This window comes from Kitasatospora sp. NBC_01266, assembly GCF_036242395.1.
GTDB lineage: Bacteria > Actinomycetota > Actinomycetes > Streptomycetales > Streptomycetaceae > Kitasatospora.
The window spans coordinates 5,833,004-5,845,430 of the sequence record NZ_CP108458.1 but is presented as its reverse complement, the minus strand read 5'-3'; the positions used below and the strand labels follow the sequence as shown (position 1 = coordinate 5,845,430).

Annotated in this window: 9 protein-coding genes; 4 read left to right on the top strand and 5 right to left on the bottom strand. The window is 74.2% G+C overall.

Annotated features, from left to right (window positions below; all coding sequences use genetic code 11):
* Positions 1-67: 67 nt before the first annotated feature.
* From dxr to OG403_RS25460, 4 genes are all read right to left on the bottom strand, one after another.
* On the bottom strand, positions 68-1,297 hold the full coding sequence (gene dxr / locus OG403_RS25475; RefSeq protein WP_329568188.1) for a 1-deoxy-D-xylulose-5-phosphate reductoisomerase: 1,230 nt from the start codon (positions 1,295-1,297) through the stop codon (positions 68-70).
* A 122-nt stretch (positions 1,298-1,419) separates the two neighbouring features.
* Entirely contained in the window at positions 1,420-2,862 is a 1,443-nt protein-coding gene (locus OG403_RS25470; protein WP_329568186.1) for an aldehyde dehydrogenase family protein, read from the bottom strand.
* A 163-nt stretch (positions 2,863-3,025) separates the two neighbouring features.
* Entirely contained in the window at positions 3,026-4,663 is a 1,638-nt protein-coding gene (locus tag OG403_RS25465; protein WP_329568184.1) for a PucR family transcriptional regulator, read from the bottom strand.
* 228 nt (positions 4,664-4,891) lie between these two features.
* On the bottom strand, positions 4,892-7,012 hold the full coding sequence (locus OG403_RS25460) for an ATP-binding protein (RefSeq protein ID WP_329568182.1): 2,121 nt from the start codon (positions 7,010-7,012) through the stop codon (positions 4,892-4,894).
* Positions 7,013-7,282: 270 nt separating this feature from the next.
* Here OG403_RS25460 and gabT point away from each other — a divergent pair, with 270 nt between their 5' ends.
* The 3 genes from gabT (at position 7,283) to OG403_RS25445 (ending at position 10,421) form a co-directional block, all read left to right on the top strand.
* Complete coding sequence (gene gabT, locus OG403_RS25455; protein ID WP_329568180.1) at positions 7,283-8,641, top strand: 4-aminobutyrate--2-oxoglutarate transaminase; 1,359 nt, start codon at positions 7,283-7,285, stop codon at positions 8,639-8,641.
* 230 nt (positions 8,642-8,871) lie between these two features.
* Positions 8,872-9,765, top strand: a complete 894-nt coding sequence (locus OG403_RS25450) for a phosphatase PAP2 family protein (protein WP_329568178.1) — start codon at positions 8,872-8,874, stop codon at positions 9,763-9,765.
* 80 nt (positions 9,766-9,845) lie between these two features.
* On the top strand, positions 9,846-10,421 hold the full coding sequence (locus OG403_RS25445; protein WP_329568176.1) for a MarR family winged helix-turn-helix transcriptional regulator: 576 nt from the start codon (positions 9,846-9,848) through the stop codon (positions 10,419-10,421).
* Here the strand turns inward: OG403_RS25445 and OG403_RS25440 are convergent.
* The gene (locus OG403_RS25440) at positions 10,303-11,253 is read right to left on the bottom strand and encodes an EamA family transporter (protein WP_329568174.1); all 951 of its coding nucleotides are present in this window, start codon (positions 11,251-11,253) and stop codon (positions 10,303-10,305) included. The two genes, OG403_RS25445 and OG403_RS25440, sit on opposite strands and share 119 nt — an antisense overlap.
* 134 nt (positions 11,254-11,387) lie before the next feature.
* Here OG403_RS25440 and OG403_RS25435 point away from each other — a divergent pair, with 134 nt between their 5' ends.
* Entirely contained in the window at positions 11,388-12,329 is a 942-nt protein-coding gene (locus OG403_RS25435) for a LysR family transcriptional regulator (protein WP_329568171.1), read from the top strand.
* Positions 12,330-12,427 lie beyond the last annotated feature (98 nt).

Below are 12,427 nucleotides of genomic sequence, written 5' to 3'. Positions count from 1 at the left end.
CCCCGGCCTCCGGCCGGGGGTACCCCCATACCTACACCCGGTCGCCGCATCGCGTGACGCCGAGGCCTCAGCCCGCCGCCAGCTCGCGGGCCCGGGCCCGGGCCCAGCCCTCCGCATCCAGTACGTCCTCGATGGTCAGAGAAGTTCCCGGTACCGGGGTGCCGTGCTCGGCGACCACCTTGGCGACCGTGTCGACGATGCCGGTGAAGGCCAGGCTCCCGTTCAGGAAGGCGTCCACGCACTCCTCGTTGGCCGCGTTGAAGACGGCCGGTGCCGTGCCGCCGAGCGTACCCACCTCGCGGGCGAGCGCGACGGCCGGGAAGGCCTCGTCGTCCAGCGGGAAGAACTCCCAAGCGGCGGCCTTGGTCCAGTCGCAGCCGGGGGCCGCGTCCGGCACCCGGTCGGGCCAGCCCAGACCGAGCGAGATCGGCATCCGCATGTCCGGCGGGCTGGCCTGGGCGAGGGTCGAACCGTCCGTGAACTCCACCATCGAGTGGACCACCGACTGCGGATGGACCACGACCTCGATCCGCTCGAACGGGATGTCGTAGAGCAGGTGGGCCTCGATCACCTCCAGGCCCTTGTTGACCAGGGTGGCCGAGTTGATCGTCACCACCGGGCCCATCGCCCAGGTCGGGTGGGCCAGCGCGTCCTTCGGGGTGACGCCGGCCAGCTCGTCCCGGCGGCGGCCGCGGAACGGACCGCCGCTCGCGGTGACCACCAGGCGGCGCACCTCGCGCGCGGTGCCGGCGCTCAGCGCCTGGAAGAGCGCGGCGTGCTCGGAGTCCACCGGCACGATCTGCCCCGGCGCGGCCACCGCCTTCACCAGCGGGCCGCCGACGATCAGCGACTCCTTGTTCGCCAGCACCAGCACCCGCCCGGCACGCAGCGCGGCCAGAGTCGGGGCCAGGCCGATCGAGCCGGTGATGCCGTTGAGCACCGAGTGGCACGGCAGCTGGGCCAGCTCGGTGGCGGCGTCCGGGCCGGCCAGCACGGTGGGCAGCGGACGGCCGACGGCCTGGGCGGCGAGCGCGGCACGCAGCGGCGCCTCGGCCTCGGCACGGGCCACCGCCACGGTGTGCACGCCGAGCCGGAAGGCCTGCTCGGCCAGCAGCTCGACCTGCCCACCGCCCGCCGAGAGCGCGACGACCCGGAACCGGTCCGGGTTGCGGAGCACGATGTCGATGGCCTGGGTGCCGATCGAGCCGGTCGAGCCGAGGATGACCAGTTCCCGAGGACCTGACGGGTCGTCGACGACCGGAGTGAAGCGCAGCTGCGGGTGGGCGAGCGAGTTCATGGGCTCCATTGTGGCGTGCCGCGGGGACCGGGCCCACCGCTATCCGGACTTCTCGCCGGTAAAGGCGGCGGCCCCCGGCTCCGCAGGGGAGTCGGGGGCCGCCGGGCCGGACCGCGGCGGGCTCAGAGGTCCAGGCCGGTGAGCACCATGACCTTCTCGTAGGTGAAGTCGTCCATCGCGTACTTGACGCCCTCACGGCCCACGCCGGAGTCCTTGACCCCGCCGTAGGGCATCTGGTCGGCACGGTACGACGGCGCGTCGCCGATGATCACACCGCCGACCTGCAGCTCGCGGTGCGCCCGGAAGGCGAGCTGCACATCGTGCGTGAAGACGCCGGCCTGCAGGCCGAACGCGGAGTCGTTGACGGCGGCGAAGGCCTCCTCGGCGGAGTCGACCCGGTGCAGCGAGAGCACCGGACCGAAGGCCTCGGCGGTGGCCAGGATCGCGTCGGCGGGCAGCTCGGCCAGCACGGTCGGGGCGTAGCTGGCGCCCTGCCGGGTGCCGCCGGTGAGCACCTTGGCGCCCTTGGCGACGGCGTCCGCCACCCACTCCTCGACCCGCTTGGCGGCGTTCTCGTCCACCAGCGGGCCGACGTCGGTGGCGTCCTCGGCCGGATCGCCGGTGACCTGGGCCTGGACCTTGGCCAGCACCTTCTCGGCCAGCGCGTCGTACACCGCGGCGTCCGCGATCACCCGCTGCACCGAGATGCAGGACTGGCCGCCCTGGTAGTTGGCGAACGTCGCGATCCGGGTGGCGGCCCACTCCAGGTCGGCCTCCGAGGACCAGTCGGCCAGCACCACGGCGGCGGCGTTGCCGCCGAGCTCCAGGGTGACGTGCTTGCGCGGCACCGAGTCCATGATCTGGTAGCCGACCTTGTCCGAACCGGTGAAGGAGATCACCGGCAGCCGCCCGTCCTGGACCAGCGCGGGCATCTTGGCGTTCGCCACCGGCAGCACGCTCCAGGCGCCGGCCGGCAGCTCGGTCTCGGCCAGCAGCTCGCCCAGCAGCAGGGCGGAGAGCGGGGTGGCCGGGGCCGGCTTGAGGATGATCGGGGCACCGACCGCGATCGCCGGGGCGACCTTGTGCGCCACCAGGTTGAGCGGGAAGTTGAACGGGGCGATGCCCAGCACCACGCCCCGGGGGAAGCGCCGCACCACCGCGAAGCGGCCCACGCCGCCCGGGTCGGTGTCCAGGCGCATCGTCTCGCCGTTGGTCCGGCGGGCCTCCTCGGCCGCCCAGCGGAAGACCGAGGCGGCGCGGCCGACCTCGCCGCGGGCCCACTTGATCGGCTTGCCGTTCTCGGCGGTGATCAGCCGGGCGATCTCCTCGGCGCGCTCGGTCAGCCGGCGGGCCACGTGGTCCAGCGCCGCGGCACGCACGTGCGCGGGGGTGGCCGCGAAGACCGGCAGGGCGGCGACGGCGGCGTCGACGGCCTCGTCCACCTGGGCGTCGGTGGGCACGCTGACCGTGCCGACCAGGCTGTCGTCAAAGGGGTGGCGGACCTCGAAGCTGGACTCGCCGGTCTCCTGACGGCCGGCCAGCCAGAATGCGTGGGTCGTGGTCACGGTGGTACCGGCCCTCTCGTCGCAGTGGTGTTCCCCACCAACGGTAGGGGCACGGCCGTACGAAAGGGGTTGGCCAAGGTGGCGCGGTGGCCCGCGTCCCGCCTGACAAAGTGGCCGATTACCGGGTGGCCGGCCACGGGCGGGTCGGCTACCGCGGGGCCCACTACAGCGGGGCCGACTCCTCGCCCGAGCGCAGGGCCAGCCAGAGCTCCATCCGCACGTCGGTGTCGTCCAGCGAACGGCCGAGCAGCTCCTCGACCCGGCGCATCCGATAGCGCAGGGTGTGCCGGTGCACGCCGAGGTCGGCGGCGGCCGCGTCCCACTGGCCATGCCGGGAGAGCCAGGCGCGCAGCGAGGCCACCAGGTCGCCGCGGGCGGTGCGGTCGTGGTCGCGCAGCGGGCGCAGCAGCCCCTCGGCGAAGGCCGCCACCGCGTCCTCGCCGAGCAGCGGCAGCAGCGAGCCGGCGCCGACCTCCTCGTGGCCCACCGAGCGGCGGCCGCCGCGCAGGGCCACCGCCAGCGCCCGCTCGGCCTGGGCGTAGGCGCCACCGGCCTCCTCGACCGCGGCCGGCGCCGAGATGCCGAGCGCCAACCCCTCGTGCTCCTCGACCGCGCCCAGGCAGGCCCGGTGCACCGCGCCGCCGTCCACGGCCAGCAGCACCAGCCGCTCGGGGTGCGCGGCTCCGTCCTTGCCGTCCTTACTGTCCTTGCCGTCCTTGCCGGCCGACTCGCGGGCGACCAGCAGCTTCTCGCCGGCCCGACCGCCGGCCTGTTCGGCGCGCTCGGCCAGCTCGGTCAGGTCGTGCACCGGGGCCTCGCCCTCCGCCTTCTCCCCGCCCGGGGCGGCACCCGCCACCAGGACGCGTATGGTCCCCTCGGGCAGGCCGCCGAAGAGCCCGGTGGCGACCTGGCGGGCCGTCGCCACCTGCCCGGCCAGCACCAGGCGCAGCAGCGCGGCACCCATCCGCTCCTCGGCGTGCCGCAGCTCGCGCGAGCGCTCCAGGGTGAGGGTGAGCAGGGCGACCGCCGCGTTCAGCACGTAGCGCTCGGTCGGGCTGATCCGGTCCTCGGTACCCACCGCGAGGAAGCCGCGGGGCCGGCGGTCGGCGCCCAGCGACTGGACCACCACGAAGTCCTCGTCGGCCGTGTCGAACCCGGGCGCCCGGCCCTGGAGCGCGGCGCTGGCCGGGGCCGGACGTCGGCGCAGCCGGTCCACCTCGGCGGCCAGCCGGGCCGCCCGGCGGGCCGCCCAGTCCGGGGCCACCACCGAGAGCGCGCCCGAGCTGTCGTAGAGCGCCGCCCAGCCGCCCAGCCGGGCCGCCAGTCGGCGCACCACGGCCGCCGTCCCGTTCTGGCCCAGCGCGGCCCGGGTCAGCTCCTCCTGCGCCTCGAAGCTGGTGGTCACCGCCTCGTACTGCTCGGCCGCCAGCGCGGCCGAGACGACCTTGCTGATCGCGATGAACGGGGTCGGCTCGGGCACCCGCAGCAGCGGCAGGCCGCGCTGGGCGGCGGCTTCCACCAGTGCCTGCGGCACCTCGGTGTGCGACAGGCCGACCCCCAGCCCCAGGCCCACCACGCCGGCGTCGGCCAGCCGGTGGACGTAGGACTGCAGGCCCTTGGTACCGGCGCCCAGCTTGATCCCGGTGGTGAGCAGCAGCTCGCCGCCTTCGAGGAAGGGCGTGGGGTCGTCCAGCTCACTGGTGTGCACCCAGCGGACCGGGCGCTCCAGGTGGTCGGCTCCGGCGAGGACCGTGAGGTGGAGCGAGGCGTTGCGCACGACGGAGGCGAGAGTGGGGGGCATGGCACCTTCGGTGGGACGACCCGACGGCCTCGTTGCGGCCGGGCGGCGGGGGTGAGGGTTCGCCTCTCATTATGGACGCTGCGGACAAGCCGCGACACCGAATCCACCGCCGCGTAACTAACCGAAAGCCGGTCGAACACCAACGGTCCGTCAGATCGCCGTCTGCTCCCCGCCGATCGGCCGGACCGGTCAGCTGAGCCGGTCAGCTGGACCGGTCAGCTGGGCAGGTCAACTGCGCAGGTCGACCAGCAGGGGCGGCACCTGCTCCCCGCCCACCGCCGTCAGCGAGACCACCGCGTGCCCGGCCGGCAGCGCGTGCGCCAGCTCGGAAGGCGACCAGCGCTGCCGCTCCACCTCCCGGGTGGTCACGCTCTCGGTCTGCGCCGTGGTCCCCGACAGCGCCTTGCGGGCCAGCCGCCCGGTCTTGCGCAGCATGCCGCCCGAGGTGTCCGGGGCCAGCGTCACCGCCCGCTCGCGCACCAGCACCGTGCCCCAGGCCTCGGAGAACAGCTTGCCGTCCCAGGGCGCGATCCCCGGGAAGGCCATCCGGCAGCCCACCGCGCCGAACAGCGGCACCCGCAGCGCCTCCGGCAGGTCCACCAGGCTGCGCAGCAGCAGCACCGCGCCCGCGTTCGCCCCCGGCAGCCGGCGCAGCCCCTGCACGGTCCCGGCGTCCAGCGCCGCCGAGGCGTCGTCCACCACCAGGCCCGCGAACAGCGAACGGTCCTCCCGGGCCGCCGCGGCCTGCAGGAACTGGCCCACCACCAGCCGGGACAGGATCCGGGCCGCCTCCGGGTGCCCGCGCTCGGGCAGCTTCACCCGCACCCGCAGCGGATGCTCCAGCGCCCGCATCGCGAAGGCCGGCTTGGCGCCGGGCCCCGTCGGCTCGAAGCAGCCGGCGAAGGCCGGCCGGTCCAGCAGCGCCAGCCGGTCGGCCAGCAGCGCCCCCGGATCGTCGGCCTGCCCTTGCCGGGTGCGCCGCTGCTGCACGTCCGCCTCGTGCAGGTCCAGCAGCCCCTCGGCACCCAGCCGCTCGACCAGCCGCTCCCAGCTCCCCTCGTCCCCGCCGAGCAGCGCGCGCAGCTCCCGCACCCCCGGGTAGCGCCCGTAGCCCGCGTGGAACGGCCCCACCACCTGCTGCAGCGCCATCCGCGCGCTCTGCGCCCTCGAGGACAGCTCGTCCGGCAGCAGCGCGTCCGCCAGCCGGGCCGCCGCCGCGTCCTGGTCGGCCGCCGCCCCGTACAGGTCCAGCCCGTACGCCGAGGCCGGATCACCCGGCGCGATCACCACGTCGTACCCCGCGTCCGCCCCCAACTCGGCCTCGGCCGCCCCCACCACCACCACGCAGGCCGACCGCGCCAGCGCCTGCAGGCAGAGCGCCTCCGCCACCGGCCGGGCCAGCCGCGCCGACTTGCCCGTCCCCGCCGGCCCCACCGCCAGCAGCGAGGTGGCCAGCACCTCCCGGTCCAGCGCGAACCCGGCTCCCCGGTGCGCCGCCGGGTTCTTCGGCACCTCCTGCGCCGTCCCCAACCGCACCTGCCCCAGCAGCAGATCGTGCTCCGCCACCCGCCCCGGCAGATCCCGCGCCTCGGACGGATGCGCACACGCCGCCGCCCCCCGCACCGCCACCTGCTCCCCGAACGCCCCGACCAACCCGGGCTCGCCGAGCACCTCCCGCCAGACCCGGTGGATGCGCACGTAGTCGACATCGCTGACGCGCCCGGCCCGGGTGTCCTCCTCAACGGCCGCGAGCGCCTGCCCGAGCCCGGCCTGGCGCAACTCGGCCCAGGGGTCGAGGACGCCCGCTCCCTCGGTGGCCGACGGAACCGGCGTACCGTCCTCCGTTGTGATCGCCCGGGCTCGCAGCAGCGCACCGAGTTCCTTCACCGCAGCGGGCGTCAAGTAGCGGCGGTAGACCTCCTTCCAACGGCCCATGCGGCCGAACAGCGCGATGGAGAAAGCCACCACAACAACGCGGGTCAGATAGTCACCGAAGATGATCTGAGCGTCCGTCGGGTTCGGTGGCCAGATGGTCAGCTTCACCGCGTAGAGCACCAGCACGGTGCCGTACCTGTAGGTCAGACCAGCCGCGAGCAGATTCAGCAAGGCACGGACAAACAGCGGCCAGGCGGGCACCGTCGCGTCCACGGTCGTCGTATCAACCGGCCGGTACCCCAGCCGGTACACCCCCGCCTCCGCCTCCGGCCGACTCTGGGCGACCCAGTTCGCCAGCGGGAACCCAGGGCCCGGGCCCGTGGTGCGCGGCAGTTGGGCCGGCATCTGGCCGGCGACCGCCGGGGGGTCCGGCACCAGCTCCGTTCGCCCGCCCTGTCCGCCGTCCAGTCCCATTGCGGCCCCGCTCCCTTGCCCCGACCTGCCCGGCTGAGTGTTACCCATGCCGCCCGGTGGGCGACACCCCGCGCTCAATGTAGTGGAGGGGGCGGCCGGGGCCGCTGTTCGTCCGCCGGGTGGGTGGTGGTGGCCGGGCAGGACAAGTCGGACGGCGCAGTGCGCCCCACTGGCGCATGCCGGGGCCGGGGCGGCGGCCGTAGCCTGCCAGCACCGGGAACGACGCGTCAGCGCGACCGGAACAAGCCGAGCCGACTGGAGAAAAACCCTATGAGCGCCGCACCGCTGCTCCCGCAGGAGCGCCGTCTGGTCACCGCGATCCCCGGCCCGAAGTCGCAGGAGCTGCAGGCCCGCAAGCTGGGCGCGGTGGCGGCGGGCGTCGGGACCACCCTGCCCGTGTACGTGTCGCGGGCCGGCGGCGGGGTGCTGGAGGACGTGGACGGCAACAGCCTGATCGACTTCGGCTCGGGCATCGCCGTGGTCAACGTCGGCAACAGCGCCGAGGCCGTGGTGGCCAAGGCGAGCGAGCAGCTGGCCGCGTTCACCCACACCTGCTTCATGGTGACCCCGTACGAGGGCTACGTCGCCGTCGCCGAGCAGCTCAACGAGCTCACCCCGGGCGACCACGACAAGCGCACCGCGCTGTTCAACTCGGGTGCCGAGGCGGTGGAGAACGCGGTCAAGATCGCTCGCGCGTACACCAAGCGCACCGCTGTCGTGGTGTTCGACCACGGCTACCACGGCCGGACCAACCTGACCATGGGTCTGACCGCGAAGAACATGCCGTACAAGCAGGGCTTCGGCCCGTTCGCGCCGGAGATCTACCGGGTGCCGGTCGCCTACCCGTACCGCTGGCTGACGGGTGCGGAGAACTGCGCCGCCGAGGCCGCCGCGCAGGCGATCGACATGATCAACAAGCAGATCGGCGCCGAGAACGTCGCGGCGATCATCATCGAGCCGATCCAGGGCGAGGGCGGCTTCATCGAGCCGGCCAAGGGCTTCCTGCCGGCCATCGTGGAGTACGCGAAGGCCAACGGGATCGTCTTCGTCGCGGACGAGATCCAGACCGGCTTCTGCCGCACCGGCCAGTGGTTCGCCTGCGAGGACGAGGGCATCGTCCCGGACCTGATCACCACCGCCAAGGGCATCGCCGGCGGTCTGCCGCTGGCCGCGGTGACCGGGCGGGCCGAGATCATGGACGCCGCGCACGCCGGCGGCCTGGGCGGCACCTACGGCGGCAACCCGGTGGCCTGCGCGGCCGCGCTGGGCGCGATCGAGACCATGAAGACGCTGGACCTGAACGCCAAGGCGCAGCGGATCGGCGAGGTCATGCTGGGCCGCCTGCGCGCCATGGCGGAGAAGTTCGACGTGATCGGCGAGATCCGCGGCCGCGGCGCCATGATCGCCATCGAGCTGGTCAAGCCGGGCTCCAAGGAGCCCAACCCGGAGGTCACCGCCGCCGTGGCGAAGGCCTGCCACGCCGAGGGCCTGGTCGTGCTGACCGCCGGCACCTACGGCAACGTGCTGCGCTTCCTGCCGCCGCTGGTGATCCCGGAGCACCTGCTGACCGAGGGCCTGGACATCATCGAGGGCGCCTTCGCCCTGCAGGGCACGACCGCCGGCGCCTGAACCGCCGCCGGGCAACACCCGAGCCACCGCCGGGCCACCCGCCCGGCCACCTGATCACGCGTCAACTCCCGCCCACGGTGCGCCCGGTCCGTTCCTGGACCGGGCGCACCGCCGGTTCCGCGAAGGACGCTTCACCGGCCGTGGAGGTTGCACTGCTTCCGGTGAAGATGCTGTGCGAACCCGGCCACGCCGGGCCCGCCGGGAATCCGCTTGACGTACTGTCGTGACAGATGGACAGCGAGCCTCAACCAACGGTGAACCAACCGATCAGCGAGGACAACCAGGCGCCCTCGACGGCGCCGCCACAGGACCGATCGACCGGCCGTCCGGCCCACACCCCCCGGGGCGCACGGAGCGGCGATCACCCAGGCCGCCCCGGAGCTCTCCCCCCCGCTCCGGGGCGGCTCCTGCCTGCCCTGGCCCATCCGCTGGCGACCATCCGCGACAGCCTGCTGACGCCGCTGCCGCTCGCCCTGGTACTGGCTCTGGTCTCCTGGCAGGTCGCGGTCGCGGGGCCGCTGCTCGGCCTGGACCGCTGGGTGCGCCACCGGGTCGGGGACCTGCGGGAGACGCTGCACAGCGGTCTGCTGGACTGGCTCGGCCACCTCTTCTCCGACCTGGGCAGCACGGTGCCGGCGATTCCGGTACTGCTCGGCGCCGGCGCGCTGGCCGCCTGGCGGTCCCGCCGCGCGGGGCTGCGACGCTGGTGGCTGCCGCTGCTGCTGGCCCCGTGCGCGGCCCTGTTGATCCCGCTGCTGGTGGTGCCGGCCAAGGCCTACTTCGCGCGCGGCGGCCCGCTCGGCCAACCGGTCGGGCCGGGCGCCTGGGGCTGGTACCCGTCCGGGCACACCACCACGGCCTGCGTCAGCTACGGGGTCGGGGCCCTGCTGCTCGGCCGCACCCTGTCCGGGCCGGCCCGCCGCGTGCTCCACGCCTCGACCGTCCTGCTCGGGCTGGGGGTCGGGCTCGGCCTGATCTGGTGCGTCTACCACTGGTTCCTGGACGTACTGGCCGGCTGGTGCCTGTCCGCCCTGGTGCTCTGGACGCTGGCCAGAGGGCTGCCGCACGACGACGCGCGGCCGCGAGGAACGGCTGCCACCGGAGATGGCGGTCGGAGATACTGAGCCTGGCTCATCGTGTGGCTGGCTCGCTACCGGCGCCGGACGTTACCCTGGGCCCACTTGCCGCGCCGAGGAGCCCCCGCATGACCAGCTCGTCCACCGAACCCACCGCCTCCGGCGCCGCCGCGTCCGACGGGGCGGCCGAGCTGGCCGACGAACTGACCCGGGCGATGAAGCGGATCCGGCACCGCACCATGGACCGCCTCGAGCCCTACGGCCTGACCCCGGGACAGGGCCGCGCCCTGCGGGTACTCGCACACACCGAGCACGGCGGGGCGCCCGGGCGCGCGATGCGGCTGAGCGAGCTGGCCGACCGGCTGAACGTGGCTCCGCGCTCGGCCACCACGGTGGTGGACGCACTGGAGCAGGGCGCCCTGGTCGAGCGGGTGCCCGATCCGGTGGACCGGCGCTCGGTGGGCCTGGTGCTGACCGAGGCCGGCCGGGCCGCGGTCGAGCGGTTCGCACTGGTCCGCCAGGAGGTCGCCGAGGAGTACTTCGGTGGCACCGACCCGGCGGACGTCGCGGTGATGCTCCGTGTACTCAGGGCCGCGGAAGCGGCGCACGGGCAGCCGTCGGAGCTCCGCCAGCCGGTGCGGGCCGGCGCGCCAGGCCCAGGCCGCGCCGCACCCGGGCCAGGTACTGCGGCCGCAGCGCACTGAGGCCGATCCCGGCGATCACCAGCAGCGCCGCGCCACCCGCGAGTGGGGTGATCGCCTCGCCGAGCAGCAGCCAGGCCGACGTCATCCCGAAGACCGGGACCAGCAGCGAGTAGGGAGCGACCGCGGCCGCGTCGTACTCGCGCAGCAGGAAACCCCAGGCCCCGAAGCCGAACAGGGTGGAGAGCAGAGCCACGTAGGCGACCGCGCCCAGGCCTACCGGGGTGATCGAGACCAGCGCGTGCAGATCGGCGTGCGGGCCCTCGACCAGCAGCGAGAGCGCGAGCAGCGGCAGTGGCGGCACCGCGCTGAGCCAGACCATCCAGCTCAACAGGTCCGGCGGCGCCGCCTTGCGGGTCAGCACATTGGACAGCCCCCAGAACACCGCCGCCGCGATGACCAGCGCGAAGGCCTTGGCCGGCCCGCCGAGCCCGTTGTCCAGGGCGACGAGCGCGATGCCCGCACCGGCCAGCGTCAGCCCGGCGATCCGCTGCGGGCCCAGCCGCTCCCGCAGCAGCACCGCCGCGAAGAGCGCGGTGAAGACCGCCTGGCTCTGCAGCACCAGCGAGGAGAGTCCGGCCGGCATCCCCGCGTGCATGCCGAGGAAGAGCGAGCCGAACTTCAGCACTCCGAGCACGAAGCCGCCCGCCACCACCCAGCGCCAGGCCACCCTGGGCGGCCGGACGAAGAAGACCGCCGGCACCGCCACCACGGCGAACCGCAGCGCGCAGAAGAGCAGCGGCGGGAAGTTCTTCAGACCGACGTCGATCACCACGAAGTTCACCCCCCAGACGGCGGCGACCAGCACGGCCAGGGCGATGTGACGAGGACTCATGGCGCCGGGGAGACCGGCCGGACGAGGTGCGGCTGACATGCCCCGAGGATGTCCTGCCGGCACTGTTCAGCACCAGCGAAGAATGCTGAACCCCACCCTTCACCCCTGCTAACCAGTGGCCCATAATCGGACCCATGCTTGATCTGGGACGGTTGCGCGCGCTGCACGCGGTCGCGGTGTACGGCTCGGTCGGCAAGGCCGCGGCCTCGCTCGGCTTCACCTCCTCGGCGATCTCCCAGCAGATCTCCAAACTGGAGCGGGAGACCCGCACGGTGCTGCTGGAGCGGCAGGGCCGTGGCGTGGTGCTGACCGACGCGGCGCAGGAGCTGGCCGCCACCGCGCAGCGGTTGCTCGCGCTGGTCGAGCAGGCCGAGGTGACCCTGGAGCACCAACGCGGCCAGGCGGTCGGCCGGTTGCGGGTGGCCGCGTTCGCCACCGGTGCCCGTGGACTGCTCCCGGGGGTACTGGCCGAGCTGCGGCAGACCTGCCCGGAGCTGGAGGTCCGGGTCCTGGAGACCGATCCCTACCTGGCCACCGAACTGGTGGCGCGCGGCGAGGTGGACCTGGGCCTGGTGCAGGACTGGGCCTCGGTCCCGCTGCCGATCCCCGAGGGCCTGTCCCGGCTGAACCTGGGGCTGGACCCGGTCGACCTGGTGCTGCGCGCGGAGCACCCGCTGGCGGCGCTCCCGGTGGTCCCGGTGGCCGAGCTGCGTGGGCAGCGCTGGACCAGCGTGCCACCGGGCAACATCTGCCACGACTGGCTGGTGCGCACCATGCGCGAGGTCGGCGAGGAGCCCGATGTGCTCTACCAGGTGGGCGAGTTCGAGACCCAGATCGCGCTGATCGCGGCAGGTCTCGGGGTCGGTCTGGTCCCCCGGCTCGGACGCGGTGCGCTGCCTCCCGCAGTGGTCGCCCGCCCGGTGCTGCCGGAGCCGGCCCGCCGGGTCTTCACGCTCTGGCGCACCCAGGCCTCCCGCCGCCCGGCGATCACCGCCGCGCTGGACGCGCTGCGCCGCCACTGGCCGATCCGGCGCGCGGCGGACGGCCCGGACGAGGAGAACCCGCCGACGGGGTGACCCGCCGACGGAGCGGCCCACCGGCGGAACGACCCACCGGCGGAGCGACCCGTCCGCGGCTCAGCCGGCCAAGCCGATCACAGCCGCAGGAAGCCATC

Bases quoted from the DNA above. Each gene is read 5' to 3' on its own strand.
- OG403_RS25440 (WP_329568174.1), bottom strand. From the start codon at position 11,253: ATGAGTCCTCGTCACATCGCCCTGGCCGTGCTGGTCGCCGCCGTCTGG.
- OG403_RS25460 (WP_329568182.1), bottom strand. From the start codon at position 7,012: ATGGGACTGGACGGCGGACAGGGCGGGCGAACGGAGCTGGTGCCGGAC.
- OG403_RS25435 (WP_329568171.1), top strand. From the start codon at position 11,388: ATGCTTGATCTGGGACGGTTGCGCGCGCTGCACGCGGTCGCGGTGTAC.
- gabT (WP_329568180.1), top strand. From the start codon at position 7,283: ATGAGCGCCGCACCGCTGCTCCCGCAGGAGCGCCGTCTGGTCACCGCG.
- dxr (WP_329568188.1), bottom strand. From the start codon at position 1,297: ATGAACTCGCTCGCCCACCCGCAGCTGCGCTTCACTCCGGTCGTCGAC.
- OG403_RS25445 (WP_329568176.1), top strand. From the start codon at position 9,846: ATGACCAGCTCGTCCACCGAACCCACCGCCTCCGGCGCCGCCGCGTCC.
- OG403_RS25450 (WP_329568178.1), top strand. From the start codon at position 8,872: ATGGACAGCGAGCCTCAACCAACGGTGAACCAACCGATCAGCGAGGAC.
- OG403_RS25465 (WP_329568184.1), bottom strand. From the start codon at position 4,663: ATGCCCCCCACTCTCGCCTCCGTCGTGCGCAACGCCTCGCTCCACCTC.